This is a genomic window from Sporosarcina sp. Y1004, assembly GCF_057669665.1.
Window position 1 is genome coordinate 86501 of record NZ_JBYHFQ010000001.1, and the last position, 23407, is coordinate 109907.

The following is a 23407-nucleotide window of genomic DNA, read 5'->3' on the forward strand; positions in this document are numbered from 1 at the left end:
TTTTGAATAGAGAAAGGGGAAGATGTGCATTTCCCCTTTGAACCATTTATATCATTCACTAGGCAAATCAAACTGTTTGATTTTCTTTTATCAGATTCAGAGCATCTGTCGGTTGCATATCGTCATCTTCATCAAGATCACGCAACTCGATTTCTTCAAGGTCAATCGATAACATTTTAACGTCCAAACCAAGGCTTTGAAGTTCTTTTATTAGAACTTTGAATGATTCAGGAACACCCGGTTGTGGAACGCTTTCACCTTTAACAATTGCTTCATACGTCTTCACACGTCCTACAACATCATCCGACTTCACAGTCAGAATCTCTTGAAGCGTATATGCAGCCCCGTATGCTTCTAGCGCCCACACTTCCATCTCTCCGAAACGCTGTCCACCAAACTGAGCTTTACCGCCCAGTGGCTGTTGTGTAACGAGTGAGTAAGGTCCTGTTGAACGAGCGTGCAATTTATCGTCGACCATATGCGCCAATTTGATAAGGTACATAACACCAACAGATACACGGTTGTCGAAAGTTTCGCCTGAACGACCATCATAGAGTACCGTTTTTCCATCTCGGTCCATACCGGACTCTTCCATCGTTTCCCAAACGTCCTGTTCATTCGCTCCGTCAAATACGGGCGATGCCATATGAATCCCAAGACTGCGGGATGCCATACCAAGGTGCATTTCAAGAACCTGTCCGATATTCATACGTGATGGTACGCCAAGCGGGTTAAGCATGACGTCGATTGGTGTGCCATCCGGCAAGTAAGGCATATCTGCTTCAGGCAAGATGCGAGAAATAACCCCTTTGTTACCGTGACGTCCAGCCATCTTATCCCCAACGGATATTTTACGTTTCTGAACGATATACGCGCGCACCAATTGGTTAACACCCGGCGGCAATTCATCTCCGTCTTCACGGTTGAATACCTTAACATCCAGAACGATTCCGCTAGCCCCGTGAGGTACTTTAAGGGATGTATCACGGACTTCACGAGCCTTTTCACCGAAGATTGCATGTAAAAGCCTTTCTTCAGCAGTCAGTTCAGTTACGCCTTTTGGTGTCACTTTCCCGACTAGGATATCTCCGTCACGCACTTCAGCACCAACACGGATGATTCCACGGTCATCCAAGTTACGGAGCGCTTCTTCACCTACGTTAGGAATGTCGCGCGTGATTTCTTCAGGGCCGAGTTTAGTATCCCGTGCTTCAGATTCGTATTCTTCGATATGCACCGATGTGAATACATCATCTTTCACAAGTCGTTCACTCATGATAATAGCATCTTCATAGTTGAAGCCATCCCATGTCATGAAGGCAGTTAGAACGTTGCGACCAAGCGCAAGTTCTCCTTGTTCCATGGAAGGACCATCTGCAAGAATGTCAAGTGGCTTAACTCTGTCTCCTACACTACAAATAGGACGTTGGTTGTAACAAGTTCCCTGATTCGAGCGGATGAAGTTTTCTAGATGATGTATTACAAGATCACCCTTCACTTCTTTGCCATCCACGGTTTCAATGCGACGAACGCGGATTTCTCTCGCTTCAACATGCTCGACAATTCCATCAAACTTCGCAAGTACAGCTGCACCTGAATCGCGTGCTGATATGTGTTCCATACCAGTTCCTACGAAAGGCGCTTCCGGATTGAGAAGAGGAACAGCTTGACGTTGCATGTTCGCTCCCATAAGGGCACGGTTAGAGTCATCATTTTCTAAAAATGGAATACATGCAGTTGCCGCAGAAACTACTTGTTTAGGCGAAACATCCATATAGTCGATTTGTTCGCGTTTAAATACTGTATTATCCCCTTGGAAACGTCCAACGACTCCTTCACTAACGAAAGAACCATCTTCTGAAAGGATTGCATTCGCTTGAGCCACGACGTAATTATCTTCTACATCTGCAGTCAAGTAATCAATTTTAGCAGTGACCTTACCAGAGACAGGGTCAACTTTGCGGTATGGCGTTTCAATGAATCCGAACTTGTTCACTTTCGCAAATGTTGAAAGTGAGTTAATCAGCCCGATATTCGGTCCCTCTGGCGTTTCAATTGGACACATGCGTCCGTAATGGGAGTAGTGAACGTCACGTACTTCCATTCCTGCACGTTCCCTTGTTAAACCACCAGGCCCTAATGCTGACAGCCTCCGTTTGTGTGTTAATTCGGCAAGCGGATTTGTCTGGTCCATGAACTGGGACAATTGTGAACTACCAAAGAACTCTTTAATCGATGCGATAACAGGGCGGATGTTAATCAGCTGCTGCGGTACAATCGACTGCGTATCATTTATAGACATACGTTCTTTTACGACACGCTCCATTCGGGAAAGCCCGATACGGAATTGATTTTGAAGTAGTTCGCCTACAGAGCGCAGACGACGGTTACCAAGATGATCGATATCATCCGTATTACCTACCCCATGGAGAAGGTTGAAGAAATAACTGATTGAAGCAACAATATCTGCCGGCGTGACATGTTTAATAGAATCATCGACATACGCGTTGGATATTACGTTGATTACTTGCTTTTCTTCACTTTTCGGAGAATAGATTTTAATGGACTGGATTGTTATCTTTTCTTCAAGAACTCCACTTGCGTGGGTAATCTCTTCAAAGCCGATACCTTTTTCCAAATGCGGAAGCAGTTTGTCCAATGCGCGACGATCGATGAGTTGGTCTTTCTCCAGTAAAATTTCGCCTGTTTCAGGATCGACAAGCGTTTCAGCTAGCGTCTGATTGAAAAGACGGTTTTGAACATGAAGTTTCTTATTCATCTTGTAGCGTCCAACATTGGCTAAGTCGTATCTCTTTGCATCGAAGAATCGAGAGAATAACAGGTTTTTCGCACTATCAAGTGTTGGTGGCTCACCCGGGCGAAGACGTTCGTATATTTCGAGTAATGCTTTTTCAGATGTTTCCGTGTTGTCTTTCTCTAGCGTGTTGCGCAAATACTCGTTATCACCGATTAAATCAATGATCTCCTGGTCGGATGAAAATCCGAGCGCGCGAAGGAGTACTGTAACAGGCAATTTACGAGTCCGATCAATTCGGACGTGGACAACATCTTTTGCATCTGTTTCATATTCCAACCAAGCACCACGGTTTGGAATGACAGTTGCACCGAAACCACGTTTACCGTTTTTGTCCGTCTTATCACTGAAATAAACACTCGGTGATCGAACGAGTTGTGAGACAATAACCCTCTCAGCACCATTAATGACAAACGTACCATTTTCCGTCATCAGCGGGAAATCTCCCATAAAGACGTCTTGTTCTTTTACTTCTTCCGTCTCTTTATTATGGAGACGGACCTTGACGCGGATTGGAGCTGCGAACGTAACATCTCGCTCTTTTGACTCTTCAACAGGGTATTTAGGCTCCCCAAGAGTATAATCGATGAATTCCAACGAAAGATTTCCCGTAAAATCTGAAATCGGGGAAATATCGTGGAACATATCCATCATTCCTTCTTCCATGAACCACTCATAAGATGCCGTCTGGATTTCAATCAGATTCGGCAGATCGAGCACTTCGCTGATCCGTGCGAAACTCCTCCGCTGACGGTGTTGACCATACTGTACTAGATGACCTGTCAACTCTTTCACCCCTTATAAAACAATATTAGGTCTTTTCGAAACCACAAATATAGTGTATGATATCGAAAAAACAAAAAGAAAACGAGTTCCGGCAAGAGCTCATTTTCGGTTTGACTATCTTTTATACATTGTCAGTATGCCTTTCATTTCCATTTTTCATGCAAAAGGGCATACGACTGCACTATAATAATTTATGCATTTTACAACTTTACCATATCAATACTATAGCGTCAATTCTTTTCAACTTTAATAATAGAATAACCCTTTTTCTTGACAACCGTTTCAACATTACCAAAAAGCTTTTCCAAAAAATCAATTGTTGAAGGTGCACCTTGTTTCTTCTGGATGACAATCCATAGTTCACCGCCGACTTTCAACTTGGAAAAAGCACCTTCGTAAAACTTGAATACCATCTCTTTTCCTGCACGGATCGGAGGATTTGTTAAAATTGCAGCAAACCCCTCTGCCGTGATACCGGATAATGCATCACTTGAATAAATCTCCGCATTTGTAACACCGTTTTGTTTTGCGTTATGCACAGCAAGAGTGAGTGCACGTTCGTTCACGTCGACCATGTGAACAATCCGTTCCGGAAAAGATGCGGCAATCGATAAACCGATTGGACCATATCCACAACCTAGATCAAGAATTAAACCCTCTGATTCCGGCGCACTAAATGCTTCAGCTAAAAGCCGTGAACCAAAATCCACTTCCCCTTTACTGAATACCCCGGCATCCGTTTTGAATCGAAGTGTTTTTCCACGCAATTCCGCAGACCATTCTTTCGGATCGCTTTTAACCTTCGGATTTTCCGAGTAATAATGTTCAGACATACCAGTCTTCCCCCTCGTATAGAAACTTATAACAAAAAGTAACAAAAAGCAGATAGTAATTTCCCACTACCGGCTAGATAAAAAAACGAAGAAAAGCTCGTCTATATCTGACGAGCTTTTCTTCATTATTCAAAAATTACTTAACTTCGATTGACGCGCCAACTTCTTCAAGTTTAGCTTTCATTTCTTCTGCTTCTTCTTTAGAAACAGCTTCTTTGATTGCTTTTGGAGCTTCGTCAACAACCGCTTTCGCTTCTTTCAAGCCTAGGCCAGTGATTTCGCGAACTGCTTTGATAACTTTGATTTTTTGGTCTCCAGCAGCAGTAAGAATTACGTCGAATTCAGTTTGCTCTGCAGCAGCTTCTCCGCCGCCAGCTCCTGCCATTGCCATAGGTGCAGCAGCAGTTACGCCGAACTCTTCTTCGATTGCTTTTACAAGGTCGTTAAGTTCAAGTACTGTCATTTCTTTGATCGCTTCAAGAATGTTTTCTTTAGTCATTATATGTTCCTCCTAGTAGTTGTTTTGTCAGGTACCCGCAAGTATATACTTATCGAATTTAACCCGCAATGTTTGTTTCAGGCAGCGTTATTATGCGCCTTGTTCTTCTTTTTGTTCTGCAACAGCTTTTGTTGCAAGCGCAAAGTTGCGCATTGGAGCTTGAAGTACGCTGAGTAGCATAGAAAGTAGACCATCGCGTGACGGAAGTTCCGCCAATGCTTTAATGTCAGTTTCTGATGCAACTAAACCTTCGATTACGCCAGCTTTAATTTCAAGCTTTTCGTTTTTCTTTGCAAAATCGTTAAGGATTTTTGCAGGAGCAACGACGTCATCATTTGAAAATGCAATTGCGTTCGGTCCTGTTAGGTGTTCGTTCAACCCTTCAAGTCCTGCAGCTTCAGCAGCACGGCGTGACATCGAGTTTTTATAAACTTTGAAGTCAATACCTGCTTCACGAAGTTGTTTACGAAGTTCCGTAACTTGACCTACAGTCAAACCACGGTAGTCAACAACAACAACGGAAGCTGCTGATTTCAACTTATCCGTAATTTCACCAACAACTGCTTGTTTGGCTTCTAATACTTTGCTCATTTGGACACCTCCTAAAAAGTTTGGGTCACTTATACCGAAATGAAAAGCCCTCAATCTACGGAAGTAGACTGAGGGCTGAAAAGTCGTCATCTTTTTAAAGAAAAAGAGCGTCTTGTCCTCGGCAGGAAGTTTTAAGCGGCATGCCGCTCCTGCTGTCTACGGTACAAATGATTATATTCACAACAGAAGTCATCTTATCAAAAGATTATCTGTTTGTCAACATTATTTATTTGTTGATTGAAACGCTTGAAGGATCCACTTTTACAGAAGGTCCCATTGTAGTCGTGATGTTAACTGACTTCATGTAAGTTCCTTTTGCAGAAGCAGGTTTCGCTTTTTGAACAGTTTCAAAAACAGTTTTGAAGTTTTCTTCAAGTTTAGCATCGTCGAATGAAACTTTTCCGATTGGCGCGTGAATGATTCCCGCTTTGTCCGCACGGTATTCAACTTTACCTGCTTTGATTTCTGCTACAGCTTTCGCTACGTCAAATGTTACTGTACCTGTTTTCGGGTTAGGCATAAGTCCTTTAGGTCCAAGAACACGACCAATTTTCCCTACTTCACCCATCATGTCTGGAGTAGCAACGATAACGTCAAAGTCGAACCAACCTGATTGGATCTTAGCGATATATTCTGCATCCCCTGCAAAGTCTGCACCTGCAGCTTCAGCTTCTTTAAGTTTTTCGCCTTTAGCGAAAACGAGAACACGTTGAGTTTTACCAGTACCGTTTGGAAGTACAACTGCCCCACGGATTTGTTGATCATTTTTACGCGTGTCGATTCCTAGACGGAATGCAACTTCTACAGTCGCATCAAAGTTAACTGTACTAGTTTGCTTTGCAAGTGCGATTGCTTCTTTTGCGTCATACGCTTTCATATGTTCAACTAGCTTTACAGCTTCTGTGAACTTTTTACCTTTTTTAGCCATTTTATATTTCCTCCTCGATTGTGGTTTTAACGGGTTAAACCTCCCACGAATAAGGGTTGCGTGCTCCGGAGAACAAGCGCAACCCCCACTACAAACAACTATTGATTTATAAAATCATGATCAGTCTTCGATCGTGATTCCCATACTGCGAGCAGTACCTTCAACCATTGCCATCGCTGCTTCAACTGACGCCGCGTTTAAATCTTCCATCTTTTGTTCTGCTATTTCGCGAACTTTATCACGTTTCACAGTAGCAACTTTCTTTTTATTCGGTTCACCTGAACCTTTTGTAAGATTAGCTGCAACCTTCAGCAAAACTGCTGCCGGTGGAGTTTTAGTAATGAAAGTAAATGAACGGTCTTCGAATACAGAGATTTCAACAGGAATAATAAGACCTGCTTGATCTGATGTACGCGCATTGAATTCTTTACAGAATCCCATGATGTTCACACCTGCTTGTCCTAACGCCGGTCCAACTGGTGGAGCCGGATTCGCTTTCCCTGCAGGAATTTGCAATTTAACAACCTTTATGACTTTTTTAGCCACGAGACACACCTCCTTAAGTCCGTGATGTGGTAATAGGGTTGCCCCTCCCACTCATATGTGCCTGCCGACTTGCGCCGGTAGAATTTGATAGTTCGTTCAGACCACTTGATTATAGGCTGACCTTTGAAATGATACCACTGTTTCGCGTTTTGCGCAAGTAGTATACGATTATAATTTTTGAACTTGTTCGAAGTCGAGTTCCATTTTCGTCTCTCGTCCAAACATATCCACTGATACTTTCACTTTGCCTTTATCTTCATCGATTTCTTCCACTTTACCTTGGAAGTTTGCGAATGGCCCTTCGAGTACTTCAACCATTTCACCGAGAGCAAAGTCAATTTCTGCTTTACGCTCTTTCACGCCCATCTGTTTGAGGATGAACTCAACTTCTTCTGGAAGTAACGGTGTCGGCTTAGCGCCTCCACCAGATGAACCGATGAAGCCTGTAACTCCAGGTGTATTCCGAACAACATACCAAGAATCATCTGTCATGATAATTTCGACAAGGACATATCCTGGGAATGTCTTTTTGAGGAGAACACGTTTTTTACCATCTTTGAAATCTGTTTCTTCTTCTTCCGGGATGACAACGCGGAATATTTTATCTGACATGCCCATCGTTTCAACACGTTTTTCCAGATTGGCTTTCACTTTGTTTTCATAACCGGAGTACGTATGAACGACATACCAATTTTTCTCCATATCCATAGTGACGAGGACTGTACGTCCGTCCCTCCTTTTATCGTGCAAATAATATAGAAGCGTAAACGCTTTAGATCCGTCGATAATTTATATCATACGTTACCTGGCGTTGGGGTCTAAACGTTAAATCTCCATCGAATAACTTATTCACTGGTTGTTTCCTAGACAATTGAAAAAACCCGTTCAACCTGTCAGACGGGCTATTTTTCAAGGGATTATTCATGTTTCTTCTTATAATGCAATATACCATTCCAGAACTCGTGAAATACCAAGGTCAAGAATTCCGAAATATATCGCCATGAAGACGACTGTAGAAAGGACTACGATTGTGTAACGAGTCAATTCTTTACGTTTCGGCCAGCTTACTTTTCTCATTTCCGAGACAACGTCTTTTAAAAAACCACTTAACTTGCTCATTATACCGTAACCCTCCGAATATTAAGTATGATCCTGCTTTATGCCGTCTGTTTGTGCAATGTATGTGCATTGCAATTGCTGCAAAACTTCTTAAGCGTCAAACGTTCCGTTGGCTTATCGCTACGTGCTGGCACGGTATAGTTCCGTGACCCGCATTTGTCGCAACTTAAAATAATTTTCTTAGACATTCCCTCACCCTTTTCGACTCATAGTTCTTGTCCGAATGGAGCCGGGTAGCGCATTTTTAACTACGCAGGGAACGGAGATAAATGCTGGCAAAAAACATCGAAGTCTTATGTCCCCAGGCTTTCTGAACACCTTTTCATAGTCTTGCTAAAGAGTACCACCTATAATTCATGATGTCAATACGATGGAAATCGCTTTTTAGTTGACCGCATCAACTTGCATATATCGCTCAAGTTTACGCTTAATCCGCTGGAGCGCATTATCTACAGATTTAACTTGTCTATTTAACTCTACGGAAATTTCTTGATAAGATTGTCCATCCAAGTAAAGTGCTAGCACTTGTTTTTCAAGACTACTTAATACTTTGTTCATTTCATCTTCCATCTGGATAAAATCTTCTTTATGAATCATAAGCCCTTCAGGATCATCCAACACCGGACCTGCAATCACGTCGAGCAATGTACGTTCGGATTCTTCGTCAAATACAGGTTTATCTAATGAAATCGATGTATTTAAAGGGATGTGTTTCTGTCTGGTCGCCGTTTTGATAGCGGTAATGATTTGACGAGTGATGCATAGCTCCGCAAAGGCTTTGAACGAACTTAACCTATCCTCTTTAAAGTCACGAATTGCTTTGTATAGACCAATCATGCCTTCTTGAATAATATCCTCTCGGTCTCCACCAATAAGGAAATAGGAACGCGCTTTCAATCTGACAAACGATTGATACTTTTTAATAAGGAAATTGAGAGCATCCGTGTTGCCTTCGTGGATAATAACAATGATTTCCCCATCGGATAACCCGTGAAAATTCGGTATGTTACCTTCTGCGTAAGTTTGCTTCAACACGTGGATCACCCCGGTTCGTTATCAATACTATTTAACTAGTATACAGTATTGGAAAAATTTACGTCAACCGTTCACTTCATTCCACGGCGCCATTTTTCAAATATTTCCGCTATTTCATCAGTTAGAGGTATCTTTGAAAGTGGCCGTTGTTTTTGAATAGTCTTTACTTCCGTGGAAATCAGCTGATCTATTTCATTCATCTCTAGTTCAAGTTCTCTTGCCGACTTTCTCAGAGCTCCATGCGCAAAAATGACCCATTGTTCTGTTAAATCTGATGTAGCCACATGAATTTGCACACGCCTGCCACTCAATTCAGTGACAAGTTTTTCAATTCTTTCATCGGCCGTTTCATTTTTCCTTGTAAAGACAATTTCAACATTATTAAGCACTTTCCTTTTTTCTACACCCGGTACAAGATGCGCATCGAAGACGATAATGACACGCCAGCCGGTATGCGCCCTGTATTCCGCCATCCGTTCAATCAGCCGGTCACGTGCATCCGCCAATTTTTTACGCTTCATCCCACCCAGTTCCTCCCACGCGCCGATGATATTGTAGCCGTCGACCAGGAGTATATCTGTTTTCATCTGTCGGACTTAAGCGGTTGACGTTTACGCAGTACCTCGTACATGAGAAGGGACGCTGCTACCGAAGCGTTCAAAGACGTAACATGGCCGATCATTGGCAAATGATAAAGGAAGTCACATTTCTCTTTTAATATTCGAGACATTCCCTTCCCTTCACTGCCGATAATAACAGCCAGAGGGAGTGTTGCGTCCATCAGTCTATAATCCACTGATTTACTAGCATCCGTTCCCGCTATCCAGACACCCCTCTTTTTTAACTCTTCAACTGTCTGTGATAAATTATTCACACGCACAACCGGAATATGTTCGATTGCACCTGTTGATGACTTCGCTACAACGCCTGTCAATCCTACAGCACGACGCTTCGGTATAATAACACCGTGCACGCCAGACGCATCCGCAGTCCGCAATATCGAGCCTAGATTGTGAGGATCTTCGAGTTCATCAAGTATAAGGAATAGCGGGTCTTCCCCACGTTCGGTCGCGACCGCGAAAAGATCTTCGAGTTCAGCGTATTCGTAAGCCGCTACAGAAGCGACAATTCCTTGGTGATTAATATCGAGTAAGCCATCCAGTTTTTGTTTCGGTACTGCCTGTACGATAATCCCTGCTTTTTTCGCAAGCGACAGAATTTCCCCGATACTTTTCATGTTAAGGCCTTCGGCAACCCAAATTTTATTCAACTCTCTACCTGAACGTAGCGCTTCAACAATCGGATTTTTTCCACCGATCAGCTCGGATTCAATGTCATTCTCATTTCCATTTTCATACTCATTCATTTTGACCCTTCCTCCTTCGTTAGTTCGATGAATCTGATTGCCTCACCGATATATTCTTGGACTCGCTCTGTTCTTCCTAGTAAATGTAGATAACCAATGACCGCTTCAAATCCTGAACTGTAATTATACGTTATTACATCGGTATTTTTCGGTACTGAACCGGACTTCGCATTACGACCGCGTCTCATGATTGCCTCTTCTTCTTCTGTTAAAAACCCTGATTCTTGCATCATCTTCAGCGTAGCTGCCTGCGATTTAGCGGATACATAGTGCGTTGCTTCCCTATGCAGTACATTTGGCTTTACGCGCCCCGAACGAAGGAGATGCTCCCGAATTGCTTGTTCGTAAACCGCATCTCCCATGTAAGCGAGGGCTAAGGCCTTTATTTGTTTTACATCTATATCACGCAAATTGTACAAACCAGTCATCCTCTTTTCCAGCGAGTGCCTTGTGCTGTATCTTCCAAGAGAATTCCTTGTTCTTTCAGTTGATCGCGGATTTCATCTGAACGATTAAAATCACGATTACGGCGCGCTTCCAAACGCTCTTCGATTAACACGTCGATGTCTCCATCTAAAAGGCCTATTTCCTCATCAAACGGCAATCCAAGAACTGCCATCAAACCATCAAACGTGTCAATGAAATGCTTAAGTACTTCAGTTTGGGTGTTTTTCTCCAATAAATAGACGTTAGCAAGCTTCGCTAATTCAAATATGGATGCAATTGCATTTGCAGTATTGAAATCATCATCCATAGCAATTTCAAATGTTGTTTTGATTTCATCCACTTTATGATTCCAAATATCTGCCTGATCACCGAGATCTGCAGATGCTGCAAGACGGTGTTTCAAGTTATTGTACGCAGTCTGAATTCGTTCCAAACCGTTTTGTGCGCTGATGACAAGTTCTTCCGAGAAGTTGACTGGATGTCTGTAATGCACGGATAACATGAAGAACCGAAGCACCTTCGGGTCAATCTGCTTGCGGATATCATTCACAAGAACAAAATTCCCAAGTGATTTGGACATTTTTTCATTATCAATATTAATGTAGCCATTGTGCATCCAATAACGCGCAAACTGCTTACCTGTCATTGATTCGGATTGAGCAATTTCGTTCTCATGATGTGGGAATGTTAGATCCTGACCGCCTGCGTGAATATCGATCGTATCGCCGAGGTGCTCTCTAGCCATTACCGAACATTCGATATGCCATCCCGGACGTCCTAATCCCCACGGACTCTCCCATGAAACTTCACCAGGCTTAGCCGCTTTCCAAAGTACAAAATCAAGTGGATTGTCTTTCTTGTTCCCTTGCTCAATACGCGCTCCAATTTTCAGTTCATCTGTCGATTGATGGGACAACTTACCGTAGCCTTCAAATTTCTGTGTACGGAAATAAACATCCCCCTGTGATTCGTAGGCATAGTCTTTATCGACTAAAACTTTCACAAAATCCACGACATCCTCAATGTGATCTGTCACACGTGGATGAACGTCTGCTTTTCCACAACCGAGTGCATTGACATCCTCAAAGTAAGCGTTGATGAAGCGCTCTGTCAGTTCTCCAACTTCTTCCCCAAGTTCATTTGCCGTTTTGATAATTTTGTCGTCTACGTCCGTGAAATTCGAAACGTACTTCACATCATATCCACGATAGTCAAAATAGCGTCGAACTGTGTCGAATACGATAACCGGTCGTGCATTACCAATGTGGATGTAGTTGTAAACAGTTGGACCGCACACATACATCTTCACTTTGCCTTCTTCTATTGGAATGAAAGGTTCTTTCTTACGCGTCAGTGTGTTATAGATTTGAATAGTCATGATAATTTCCCATCCTTCACTTTGGAATCCTCTAGTTGTTCAAGCCTGTTCTTCAAGTACTCGACCTCATTTTCAAGCATCTCACATCGATCCGCCACTGGATCCGGCATATCGCGGTGATCATGCTTGCTCTTGACACGTACACCGTTCGCAACGACGACTTTCCCGGGAATTCCCACAACTGTCGACTCGGGTGGGACGTCTTTCAACACGACTGAACCTGCTCCTACTTTGCTACCCTCACCGATTATGATGGAACCCAGTACTTTCGCGCCAGAGGCAACAAGTACATTGTCATGGAGTGTAGGATGCCGCTTTCCACTTTCTTTACCCGTTCCACCGAGGGTCACGCCTTGATAAATCGTAACGTCGTTGCCTATTTCACAAGTTTCCCCAATAACAACTCCCATACCATGGTCTATGAAAAACCTGCGCCCGATTTTAGCACCCGGATGAATTTCTATACCTGTGAAAAACCGGCTAATCTGTGAGACAACACGAGCCAGAAATAACAGTTTCTTTTTAAATAGAGCATGTGCAATTCGGTGAGACCATAACGCGTGCAGGCCAGAATAAGTTAGGATAACTTCAAAAACATTACGTGCTGCTGGATCTTGTTCAAATATGCATTGAACATCTTCTTTCATTCTGCGAAACAACTCGTTCACTCCCCCTTAACTCAGTGTCTAGCTATTGCGGCCAGATGCTTAGTTCCTAAGCCGACCCTATTAGGAAGGATTGAACTGCATCCTCCCTGTTTTCACAGGACGTGGCGCACTAATGCTGCGTTCATCTACACGGCCGCTTTCGCTTTTCTTGTCTAGCTACTGCGGACAGATGCTCGGGTCATAAGCCAGCCCTGCTAGGAAGGATTGAACTGCATCCTTCCCGGGAAAAGTGCTCCGCTCCACAGGTCCGTCTTATGCCTATCGCATCTATGCGGCCGCCTCCGCTTTTCTCATAAAAAAAATACGTCCCCGTCAAATAAATGACAGAGACGCATTGAATGCGCGGTTCCACTCCGCTTGGAAGGTGTTAGCCTTCCCGCTTGACGCCTATAACGCTGGCGATGCGTCCGGCCTACTAACTTTCGGCACGGCACTCTAAGGGGCATTTCCACAACGCAGAGGCACGGATCATTTACAGCCGGTGATGATCCTCTCTGAAGAGCTTGCATTGTGTACTTAATCCTTTTCATAGGTTTACGTAATTAATTTAATTGTACATTTCAAAAGAGGAAAGTCAATGTTATTGTTTTGCGAATTTAGCCACACGTTCAATTGACTTTTCTTTCCCAATCAATGCAATGGATGCCTGCAATTCTGGGCCATGCATTTGACCCGTTGTTACAACACGGATTGGCATGAACAAGTTTTTACCTTTGTGGCCTGTTTCCTTTTGGACTGCTTTGATGGCGTCTTTAATAGATGGCGCATCAAATGTCTCAAGCGCTTCTAGCTTTTCTTTAAAGGAAGCCATCACCTCAGGCACCTGTTCTCCAGCAAGTACTTCCGTGGATTCTTCATCATATTCAATCTCGTGATCGAAAAACTGGGCAGATAATTCAACAATTTCTGCTCCGAAGCTCAACTGATCCTGATAGAGAGCGATCAAATCGTGAGCCCATGCGGTTTCCGATTCAGTCATCTCTTTATTGAGAAGACCTGCATCCTGAAGGTATGGCAATGCAAATTCGACCACTTCTTCAAGGCTCATCTTTTTCACGTATTGATTGTTCGTCCACGTCAATTTTTGTTTATCGAACATGGAGGGAGATTTAGAAAGACGGCTTACGTCAAACATCTTGATTAATTCTTCGTGCGTGAATATCTCCTCTTCTCCACCTGGAGACCAGCCTAGCAGTGCGAAGAAGTTAAACATAGCGTCGGGTAAATACCCAAGGTCTTTATACTGCGAAATGAATTGAATAATCGATTCATCACGTTTAGAAAGTTTTTTTCGATCTTCATTGACAATTAACGTCATATGACCGAATTCTGGATACGACCAACCGAAGACATCAGACACCATCAGTTGTTTCGGCGTATTTGTTAAATGCTCCTCGCCGCGGAATACGTGGGAAATTTTCATTAAATGATCATCGATAACAACCGCAAAGTTGTAAGTTGGAATGCCATTTGCTTTCACAAGAACCCAGTCGCCTACATCTTTCGACTCGAATGTCACTGTGCCTCGGACAAGGTCTTCCACTTTATACGTTTTGTCTTTCGGTACACGCATACGAATTGTATATGAAAGTCCAGTAGCTTCTTTTTCCGCTACTTCTTCTGCACTCAGATTCCGGCATTTACCGCCGTACATTGGAGCAGCGATTCCTGCCGTCTTCTGCGCTTCACGCTCTATTTCCAGTTCTTCAGATGTACAGAAGCATTTGTAAGCATGACCTTTTTCCAATACTTCCTGACCGTATTTCGTGTAAAGATCGAGACGTTCCATTTGACGATAAGGAGCGTATGGACCTCCGATATCAACCGACTCATCATAATCGATACCTAACCACTTCAAGTTTTCAAGCTGGGAAAGTTCTCCCGCTTCGATATTACGTTCAATGTCTGTGTCCTCAATTCGTACGATGAATTTACCGCCATGGTGACGTGCGAATAGGTAATTGAATAATGCTGTGCGTGCTCCGCCGATATGTAGATGGCCGGTTGGACTTGGCGCATAGCGTACGCGTACTTCTGAAGTCATATGAATCTCTCCCCGATCTGATTTCATTACTGTTTGTTATTTTACCACTTGCCTCGACCGTTTAAAAGGTGTTATGCCTTAACGAGCAGAATTGTTGCCATAGAGGCAATTCCTTCCTCGCGTCCAGTGAACCCTAATTGTTCAGTTGTCGTCGCTTTGACATTCACTTGTGTTACATCTGCTTTCAGCAAGTCTGCGACACGCTTTTGGATTACTTCAATATACGGAGCCATTTTCGGCTTTTGCGCAATAATCGTACAGTCAATGTTGCCGAGTTTATAACCTTTTTCTTCTACAAGTGTCCAAATCTTTTCTAACAACACTGCCGAATCAGCGTCTTTAAATTCCGCATCCGTATCCGGAAAATGCCTTCCGATATCCCCTTCACCAATTGCACCAAGCGCTGCATCGGTAATTGTATGTAGAAGTACATCCGCATCAGAATGACCTGTCAGCCCTCTGTCATGCGGAATTAGAACACCACCGATGATAAGCGGACGCCCCTTTTCAAACTTGTGTACATCAAACCCTTGTCCTACTCTAATCATTTAAAAAACCTCCTACTTTTTTTCAATAAAACCTCTCCAAAAACAAGGTCCTCTTGCGTTGTCATCTTCACATTATCATAAGTACTTTCTACAATATGTATCGGTTCGCCAAGGCGTTCGACGAGCATCGATTCATCCGTGCCTAGAAAACCCTCTGCTTGTGCTTGTGCGGATGCCAGTTTCAGCAACTCATAGCGGAATGCCTGGGGAGTCTGAATGACCCACAACTTCTCACGATCCACTGTGCCTTCGACAACACCCAATTCAACATACTTCATTGTATCTTTTGCCCGTACGCCAGCAATCGCCGCTCCGTGCTTCTCCGCTACTTTAACAAGCTCAGTAATAACGCTATGTCGGATAAATGGCCTGGCAGCATCATGAACGAGGACAATACCACCCCCGTCATGTGCACAGATACATGCCGCTACACTATCTTGCCGCTCCCCTCCACCATCTACTAAAGCTGTAACTTTATTAATAGCGAATTGGTCAAGCATAGATTGAATTTGAGCACGCTCTTCAGGCTTCACAGCAAGAATAACCCCAACACACGCCGGATCTCCTTCAAACACTTGTAGTGTATGGATAAGAATTGGTTTGTCATCCAGTTTCAAAAACAATTTATTGAATCCGGCATCCATCCGTTGACCACTTCCGGCTGCCGGCATCATCACTGTATAGTTCACGATTTCCATCCCTTTTTTATGAGTTCGTCATCCTCAATTTAGTTTTTAAGGTTTACCATTTTTCAATTTAGCAAAAATCATTCTTCCCGCCGACGTCTGCAACACACTTGTTACAACGACATCGATGGCATTACCAATATGGAATTTCCCATCTTCAACGACAATCATTGTACCGTCATCCAAGTAGGCAACACCCTGGTTCTGTTCTTTACCGTCTTTAACAATCACGACATGCATGTCTTCACCCGGAATAACAACCGGCTTCACCGCATTCGCAAGATCGTTGATGTTTAGAACTGAAACACCGTGCAAATCTGCGACTTTATTCAAATTGAAATCGTTTGTTACTACGAGCCCACCCATACTCTTAGCCAAATGCACAAGCTTCATATCGACTTCGGGAACACCAGCGAAATCTTCGTCAGTAATTTGAATAGATGGACCGTCATAGGTTTGCATGCGCTTCAATACGTCAAGTCCGCGTCTGCCTTTCGTCCGTTTTAACGTGTCTGAAGAATCCGCAATATGCTGAAGCTCTGTTAATACGAACTGGGGCACAACTAACACACCTTCGAGAAAACCTGTCTCCGAAATATCAGCAATCCGACCATCTATAATAACGCTGGTATCCAATATCTTGTAGTGCTTCCCTTTTGTTTGAGTGGATGCATCCTCCACTTCTTTCTTTTTGAGTCCACTGTTCTTTGTAGATTGTAGCGTATTGATAATTTCTTCCCGCTTCTTAAACCCAACCTGAAAACCTAAATAGCCGAGAATGATTGATAATAGAATCGGAAGAACCGATGTAATGATTGGTATTTGGATACTGCCCAAACCAAAACTGACAAGGAACGCGACACTTAAACCCACGACGAGGCCGATTGTACCAAATATTAAATCAAAAACTGGCGCTTTCAGTAAAAGTTCTTCCATCCATTTGATGAAATTGACAATTGGTTCCACTAAGAAAAGACCGAGCACGTAAAAAATTGCTGCTCCAAGGATTGCGGACACGTATGGATTATCAATCCATAGACTCTGGGAGAAAGAAAATAAGGCGAATAAATGCGGTAAAAATAATACACCCAGTGTTCCTCCTATAAGCAGGAATGTAACTTGAACTACTTTTTTCAACATATGAACCACCTCCTTCAGTTATTAATTATACATGTTTTCACGCCAAAACGCTTTGATAAGCATAGGCAGGAGTAGCTTTCACCTCTGTTGTAATAGGACTCTTTAGGACAATTGAAAGTTTCTCTTTTTCCGTTTATTTCAAAAGAGAAGTGACAGAACTGCCATAATTACAGCCCTGTCTTTCATTCAATCTGTGAAAGCGATTTTCAATGCATCACTGACTGTTTCTACACCTATCACACGGATGCCTTTCGGGTAATCCCAGCCGCCAAGGTTCGATTCAGGAATGATTGCGCGTTCGAAACCAAGTTTTGCTGCTTCCGATACGCGCTGTTCGACCCTGGATACCCGGCGTACTTCCCCCGTTAAGCCAACTTCGCCAATAAAGCAGTCGGATAGACCTGCCGCTACGTCGCGGTAGCTGGAGACGATGCTAACGAGCACAGCTAGGTCAATCGCCGGTTCATCCAGCTTTACGCCACCCGCTACTTTAATATATGCATCCTGTGCTTGCAGGAGCATCCCCATACGCTTCTCAAGTACAGCCATCAGCAATTGGACACGGTTTTGGTCGAGCCCTGTTGCCATGCGCTTCGGGTAATTAAAGCTTGAAGGCGTCACGAGCGCTTGGATTTCCACAAGAATCGGTCTTGTTCCTTCCATAGATGCGACGACTGTTGAGCCAGCCCCACCTTGAGATCTTTCCCTAAGGAACAGCTCGGATGGATTTAGTACTTCTTTTAAACCCTCCTGCAACATTTCAAATATGGCAATTTCATTTGTAGAACCAAACCGGTTTTTTACACTGCGTAAAATCCGGTACGTATGATGACGCTCCCCTTCGAAGTAGAGTACGGTATCGACCATATGCTCAAGCAGTCGCGGACCGGCGATCTGTCCATCTTTCGTCACGTGGCCAACGAGGAAAATGGCAATGTTTTGCGTCTTTGCGATGCGCATCAGTTGAGCCGTACATTCGCGTACTTGAGATACGCTTCCAGGCGCAGACGCTACTTCTGGATGATGAACGGTCTGGATTGAGTCCACAACGACAAATGTAGGTTTCACATCTGCAATCGTTTCGTGAATCAACCCAAGATCCGTTTCTGCATAAATATAGAGTTCGTCAGACTTTACGCCTAACCGCTCGGCACGTAACTTTGTTTGGCGAATTGATTCCTCGCCTGAAATGTAAAGGACACGCTGCCCTTTATTCGCCAAGAGCGACGATACTTGTAGTAGGAGTGTCGACTTTCCGATACCCGGATCCCCACCGATAAGTATGAGTGAACCAGGGACAATTCCACCGCCTAGAACGCGGTTAAACTCTTCCAGATCCGTTGCGATTCTTGGTTCCTCAACCATTTCAATCGAACTGATTGGTAGCGCCTTGTGACGAACTGTATCCGTATGCTGAAATGCGCCGCGCGGACCTTTTTGGACAGCGGCTTCAACTTCTTCCTCCATCATGTTCCACTCACCACACCCCGGACAGCGGCCCATCCACTTCGGTGATTCATATCCACATGACTTACACATGAATTTTACCTTTCTTTTAGCCATGGAATCCTCCAAATACGAAAAGGACAGCCCATCTTCCCCCAAAATAGCGGGTTAAGGATGGGCTATCCAATTCACTCTTTATTTTTCGATTACTACTTCTTTTTCTGCGACCTCTGTTTGTTCGGCATCTTTGCCAACCTTGACGACAAACTCATCATTCACCACATCGACGAGTACTTTACCACCTACGAGGACTGTACCTTTTAAAAGTTCCTCGGACAACCGGTCTTCGACGTGTTTCTGAATGGCACGGCGCAGTGGTCGAGCACCGTACTCAGGGTCGTAACCCGCGTCAACAATTTTCAATTTCGCAGCATCCGTTAATGCAAGCTCGATATCTTGTTCGACGAGACGTTTAGTCAACTCATTAGACATAAGTGTGACGATTTCACGCAAATGATCTTTTTCAAGAGAATGGAAAACAATCATTTCATCGACACGATTTAGGAACTCTGGACGGAAAGCTTTCTTCAACTCTTCAAGCATCGCCGACTTCATGCCTTCGTAATCACGTCCTGCGTCTCCAATATTGAAGCCCACATAACGATTTTTCCTGAGTTCTTGTGCACCTACGTTTGACGTCATAATAATAACCGTATTACGGAAATCGACTGTGCGTCCTTTTGAATCCGTCAATCTTCCATCTTCCAGTACTTGCAGTAGTATGTTAAATACATCCGGGTGCGCTTTTTCGATTTCATCCAACAGGACTACTGAGTAGGGTTTACGTCGAACTTTCTCTGTTAACTGTCCGCCTTCTTCATAGCCTACATAACCTGGAGGTGAACCGACAAGTCGTGATGTCGAATGTTTTTCCATATACTCGGACATGTCGACGCGGATCATTGCGTCTTCGTCACCGAACATGACTTCTGCAAGCGCTCTTGCAAGTTCCGTTTTCCCGACACCTGTAGGACCGAGGAATATGAACGAACCGATTGGACGCTTAGGATCTTTCAAGCCTGCACGCGCTCGGCGTATTGCCCGGGAAATAGCTGTAACTGCTTCACCTTGACCGATAACACGTTCATGGAGCATTTCTTCCATATTGAGCAATTTGGCGGATTCCGCTTCTGCAATTTTAGAGACAGGTATTCCCGTCCACATCGCTACAACTTCAGCGATATCTTCAACTGTTACTTCGGATTCCTTTTGACCTTGCTTTTCTTTCCAGTCAGTTTTCGTTGTTTCAAGTTCTTCTTTCATTTTCTGTTCTTTATCACGGAAAGATGCCGCTTTTTCGAATTCTTGACTTTGTACAGCCGCATTCTTCTCAGAACGAATTGCTTCTAGTTTCGATTCGAGCTCTTTCAAGTTCGGTGGTGTTGTATATGAACGTAGGCGAACCTTCGAGCCCGCTTCGTCAATTAAGTCAATTGCTTTATCCGGAAGGAATCTGTCGGAAATATAGCGATCCGACATTTTTGCAGCCGCTTCAATTGAGGCATCCGTAATTTTCACACGGTGATGCGCTTCATAACGGTCACGCAATCCGTATAGAATCTGGATTGTTTCATCAACAGTTGGCTCATCGACTTGAATCGGTTGGAAACGTCGTTCAAGCGCTGCATCTTTTTCAATATATTTACGGTATTCGTCCAGTGTCGTTGCACCAATACATTGCAATTCACCGCGTGCGAGCGACGGTTTCAGGATATTAGATGCATCGATTGCACCTTCCGCTCCTCCTGCTCCAATTAATGTATGCAATTCATCGATGAACAGGATGATATTGCCTGCCTGGCGAATCTCTTCCATTACTTTTTTCATGCGATCTTCAAATTCACCACGGTATTTCGTACCTGCGACAACAGTTCCCATATCAAGCGTCATAACACGCTTGTCGCGAAGGATTTCAGGTACCTCGTTGTTAATGACTTGCTGCGCAAGCCCTTCCGCAATTGCTGTCTTACCGACACCCGGTTCTCCGATAAGTACCGGATTGTTTTTCGTCCGGCGTGCCAATACTTCAATAACACGTGTGATTTCTTTGCTACGTCCGATAACCGGATCTAGCAAGCCTTCACGTGCCACTTCTGTTAAATCACGTGCCAAACTATCTAACGTTGGTGTTGCGGCAGAATTAGAGACCCCTTGACCTGTTGCTGAACTGTCATTGCTTCCCAGAAGTTGAAGTACTTGCTGACGCGCTTTGTTCAAGCTAACGCCGGAATTATTCAATACTCGCGCTGCAACGCCTTCACCCTCACGAATAAGTGCAAGCAAAATATGTTCCGTACCGATATAGGAATGGCCAAGTTTGCGTGATTCATCTACGGATAATTCAATAACTTTTTTTGCTCTAGGTGTGTAGTGAACGATGGGACCGACATCCTTTGTTCCGGCTCCGACAAGTTTTTCCACGCCTTGTACGATTGTTTCAAAGTTCACACCAATCGCTTCAAGTGCTTTCGCGGCAATTCCTCCGCCTTCACGGATTAGCCCTAGCAAAATATGTTCTGTGCCGATGGACTCGTGTTTCATTCGAATTGCCTCTTCCTGTGCAAGTTGCAATACTTTCTGTGCACGCTGTGTAAATCGGTTAAACATCATAATCAGTCCTCTCCTTCTATCTATATATATACAATCAATTCCCCAAATACTCGTACATTACTCAATTGAATTATAAATATTAGAATGGAGCGATAAAACAACCATCCTAATTATACGTATTCAACTGGTAACGTCAGAACTCCTTTATTAGAGAAATTGACTTTGACTATCTTTGACCTGACTATACAGAAACCTAAGATATTGTGCAAAATAGTTGCTCACTCTTCCGCTTCTTTTTCAACCGGCGGCACTGTTCTTTCAACGTTAAGCCGTTCGCGGAACAATTTCGCCCTGAAGATATCCCGTTCTTCCTGGGATAACTCCGTACTTGCATATTGCTGCAAAAAACCCGGTTGCATAAATATCATCAACTCATTTAAGATCGACACATCAACGTCCTGGATAATCCCTAGATCGATTCCGAGCCTGACGTCGGAAAGACATCGAGCAGCTTCTCCTGACGGTAACAGACGTGCATAGCTGATTGTACCGAGCGAACGGAATAACCTGTTCTCAAGTGAAATCCGTGACTTTGCAAGTAACAACTCCCGTGATTTCCGTTCATGAGCAATCAGGCGAGATGTAATGTTCCTAAGGTCTTTTAATATCTCCTGCTCCGTTTTACCAAGCGTTGTCTGATTTGACACTTGATAGATATTGCCGGGCGCTTCGCTTCCTTCTCCATAACTTCCACGGACAATCATGCCAAGTCGTGAAATAGCCGGAATTATACGTTCAATCTGTTTGGTAATGGTAAGTGCAGGCAAATGCATCATGACTGATGCGCGCATGCCGGTTCCCGTATTTGACGGGCAGCTTGTCAAAAAACCGAAATCCTCATCAAACGCGTATGGTAGCTCTTTTTCCAAATAATCATCTACTCGGTCTGCCTGTTTATATGCATCTTCCAGCTGAAGCCCTGGACAGATGCATTGGATCCGAATATGGTCTTCTTCATTGACCATGACACTCACGGTCTCATCTTCCGATAGCAAGACAGCCCCGTGCCGATTAGGTGCTGCAAGTTGTGGACTGATTAAATGCTTCTCAACGAGCACTTGTCGTTCCAGTGCAGGGAGATCCGACATCTTGGTGTAGGTATACCCGTTTTCTACAGCATCAAGCAAGACGCCTGTAACCGCCCTATCAACCGCCATGGCCTCTTCTTCCGTGATGGCGATTGGAAAACGATAGCCTGTTAAATTACGTGCAAGCCGAACCCGTGTAGACATCACGATATCTGAGTTTTCTCCATAAGCTATCATCCAGGTGGTTACCGCATTACGCATGAATTTTTCAATCGACATCGTTTTCTTCACCTCCATGGGAAAGGTGTTGCTTGAGTGTATTCGCTTCGTCACGTAATTCTGCCGCTTCTTCAAAACGTTCGGCTTCGATAGCATCTTTCATTTTGACCCGAATCTCATCAATCTTCTTTTTAACGGCATAAAGCTCATTAAAAGAAACTGGGATTTTACCCGTATGTGACGAACGTCCGTTGTGCAGTTTCCCAAAGACGTATGGAAGTCTTTCACGGAACGTGTCGTAACATGCCGCACAGCCAAATTTCCCGATATCGAGAAATTTCGGGAACGTCAAACCGCATGAAGGACATTCAGGTCCTGTCAACTGTTCCCCTCTTTTCGGCTGCTGTTCCTGAAATGATTCTGAACCGCTGAACCAGTGCGATAGAAACTGTTGAATCGACAGCGGTTCCTGATTAGGATCAAAAATTAATGTATGTGATTGGAAGGCGCACTTCTCACATAAATGATGTTCCATGGATCCGACCACGCTTTCTTGAGTGATGCTGACGGATGCGGGCCGTTCTTTACAATTTTCACATATCATTGAAAGCCACC

Annotated in this window: 23 protein-coding genes and 1 other annotated feature; all 23 genes read right to left on the minus strand. The window is 43.8% G+C overall.

Features of this window, described 5'->3' with window-relative positions:
• Positions 1-67: 67 nt before the first annotated feature.
• Entirely contained in the window at positions 68-3601 is a 3534-nt protein-coding gene (rpoB, locus tag AC25Y6_RS00540; RefSeq protein WP_488139918.1) for a DNA-directed RNA polymerase subunit beta, read from the minus strand.
• 230 nt (positions 3602-3831) lie between these two features.
• Entirely contained in the window at positions 3832-4434 is a 603-nt protein-coding gene (locus AC25Y6_RS00545) for a class I SAM-dependent methyltransferase (protein ID WP_482101597.1), read from the minus strand.
• 136 nt (positions 4435-4570) lie between these two features.
• Positions 4571-4933 carry a 50S ribosomal protein L7/L12 gene (rplL, locus tag AC25Y6_RS00550; RefSeq protein WP_482101598.1) on the minus strand — a complete coding sequence of 121 codons (363 nt, stop codon included), beginning with the start codon at positions 4931-4933 and terminating at the stop codon, positions 4571-4573.
• 90 nt (positions 4934-5023) lie between these two features.
• Positions 5024-5524 carry a 50S ribosomal protein L10 gene (gene rplJ / locus AC25Y6_RS00555; RefSeq protein WP_482101599.1) on the minus strand — a complete coding sequence of 167 codons (501 nt, stop codon included), beginning with the start codon at positions 5522-5524 and terminating at the stop codon, positions 5024-5026.
• 31 nt (positions 5525-5555) lie between these two features.
• Positions 5556-5704: a sequence feature (ribosomal protein L10 leader region), on the minus strand.
• A gap of 46 nt (positions 5705-5750) precedes the next feature.
• Entirely contained in the window at positions 5751-6452 is a 702-nt protein-coding gene (gene rplA, locus AC25Y6_RS00560) for a 50S ribosomal protein L1 (protein WP_482101600.1), read from the minus strand.
• Between the two features lie 120 nt (positions 6453-6572).
• Positions 6573-6998 (minus strand): 50S ribosomal protein L11, encoded by a 426-nt coding sequence (gene rplK / locus AC25Y6_RS00565; protein ID WP_482101601.1) that lies wholly within the window; start codon positions 6996-6998, stop codon positions 6573-6575.
• A gap of 168 nt (positions 6999-7166) precedes the next feature.
• Positions 7167-7700 carry a transcription termination/antitermination protein NusG gene (nusG, locus tag AC25Y6_RS00570; protein WP_482101602.1) on the minus strand — a complete coding sequence of 178 codons (534 nt, stop codon included), beginning with the start codon at positions 7698-7700 and terminating at the stop codon, positions 7167-7169.
• 231 nt (positions 7701-7931) lie between these two features.
• Positions 7932-8117 (minus strand): preprotein translocase subunit SecE, encoded by a 186-nt coding sequence (gene secE / locus AC25Y6_RS00575; RefSeq protein ID WP_482101603.1) that lies wholly within the window; start codon positions 8115-8117, stop codon positions 7932-7934.
• 38 nt (positions 8118-8155) lie between these two features.
• The gene (gene rpmG / locus AC25Y6_RS00580; protein ID WP_482101604.1) at positions 8156-8305 is read right to left on the minus strand and encodes a 50S ribosomal protein L33; all 150 of its coding nucleotides are present in this window, start codon (positions 8303-8305) and stop codon (positions 8156-8158) included.
• 196 nt (positions 8306-8501) lie between these two features.
• On the minus strand, positions 8502-9149 hold the full coding sequence (sigH, locus tag AC25Y6_RS00585; RefSeq protein WP_482101605.1) for an RNA polymerase sporulation sigma factor SigH: 648 nt from the start codon (positions 9147-9149) through the stop codon (positions 8502-8504).
• Between the two features lie 74 nt (positions 9150-9223).
• Complete coding sequence (locus AC25Y6_RS00590) at positions 9224-9739, minus strand: NYN domain-containing protein (protein WP_488141727.1); 516 nt, start codon at positions 9737-9739, stop codon at positions 9224-9226.
• Complete coding sequence (gene rlmB, locus AC25Y6_RS00595; protein WP_488141728.1) at positions 9736-10518, minus strand: 23S rRNA (guanosine(2251)-2'-O)-methyltransferase RlmB; 783 nt, start codon at positions 10516-10518, stop codon at positions 9736-9738. Before rlmB ends, AC25Y6_RS00590 begins: the two co-directional genes overlap by 4 nt.
• The gene (locus AC25Y6_RS00600) at positions 10515-10946 is read right to left on the minus strand and encodes a Mini-ribonuclease 3 (RefSeq protein ID WP_488141729.1); all 432 of its coding nucleotides are present in this window, start codon (positions 10944-10946) and stop codon (positions 10515-10517) included. Before AC25Y6_RS00600 ends, rlmB begins: the two co-directional genes overlap by 4 nt.
• Entirely contained in the window at positions 10943-12343 is a 1401-nt protein-coding gene (cysS, locus tag AC25Y6_RS00605) for a cysteine--tRNA ligase (protein WP_488141730.1), read from the minus strand. Before cysS ends, AC25Y6_RS00600 begins: the two co-directional genes overlap by 4 nt.
• Positions 12340-13002, minus strand: coding sequence for a serine O-acetyltransferase (gene cysE / locus AC25Y6_RS00610; RefSeq protein ID WP_482101610.1), 663 nt, complete (start codon positions 13000-13002; stop codon positions 12340-12342). Before cysE ends, cysS begins: the two co-directional genes overlap by 4 nt.
• Before the next feature lie 589 nt (positions 13003-13591).
• On the minus strand, positions 13592-15055 hold the full coding sequence (gltX, locus tag AC25Y6_RS00615) for a glutamate--tRNA ligase (RefSeq protein WP_488141731.1): 1464 nt from the start codon (positions 15053-15055) through the stop codon (positions 13592-13594).
• A gap of 71 nt (positions 15056-15126) precedes the next feature.
• A complete protein-coding gene (ispF, locus tag AC25Y6_RS00620; protein WP_488141732.1) occupies positions 15127-15603 on the minus strand; it encodes a 2-C-methyl-D-erythritol 2,4-cyclodiphosphate synthase in 477 nt (158 codons plus the stop codon).
• On the minus strand, positions 15600-16292 hold the full coding sequence (gene ispD / locus AC25Y6_RS00625; RefSeq protein WP_488141733.1) for a 2-C-methyl-D-erythritol 4-phosphate cytidylyltransferase: 693 nt from the start codon (positions 16290-16292) through the stop codon (positions 15600-15602). The genes ispF and ispD overlap by 4 nt, the downstream gene beginning before the upstream one ends.
• 45 nt (positions 16293-16337) lie before the next feature.
• On the minus strand, positions 16338-17429 hold the full coding sequence (locus tag AC25Y6_RS00630) for a PIN/TRAM domain-containing protein (RefSeq protein ID WP_482101614.1): 1092 nt from the start codon (positions 17427-17429) through the stop codon (positions 16338-16340).
• Positions 17430-17615: 186 nt separating this feature from the next.
• Positions 17616-18992: a DNA repair protein RadA gene (gene radA, locus AC25Y6_RS00635; protein WP_488139925.1), complete on the minus strand. Its 1377-nt coding sequence runs from the start codon at positions 18990-18992 to the stop codon at positions 17616-17618.
• A gap of 78 nt (positions 18993-19070) precedes the next feature.
• A complete protein-coding gene (locus AC25Y6_RS00640; RefSeq protein ID WP_488141734.1) occupies positions 19071-21545 on the minus strand; it encodes an ATP-dependent Clp protease ATP-binding subunit in 2475 nt (824 codons plus the stop codon).
• Between the two features lie 218 nt (positions 21546-21763).
• Positions 21764-22852: a protein-arginine kinase McsB gene (mcsB, locus tag AC25Y6_RS00645; RefSeq protein ID WP_488141735.1), complete on the minus strand. Its 1089-nt coding sequence runs from the start codon at positions 22850-22852 to the stop codon at positions 21764-21766.
• Positions 22842-23396, minus strand: coding sequence for a UvrB/UvrC motif-containing protein (locus AC25Y6_RS00650; protein WP_488141736.1), 555 nt, complete (start codon positions 23394-23396; stop codon positions 22842-22844). The genes mcsB and AC25Y6_RS00650 overlap by 11 nt, the downstream gene beginning before the upstream one ends.
• Positions 23397-23407 lie beyond the last annotated feature (11 nt).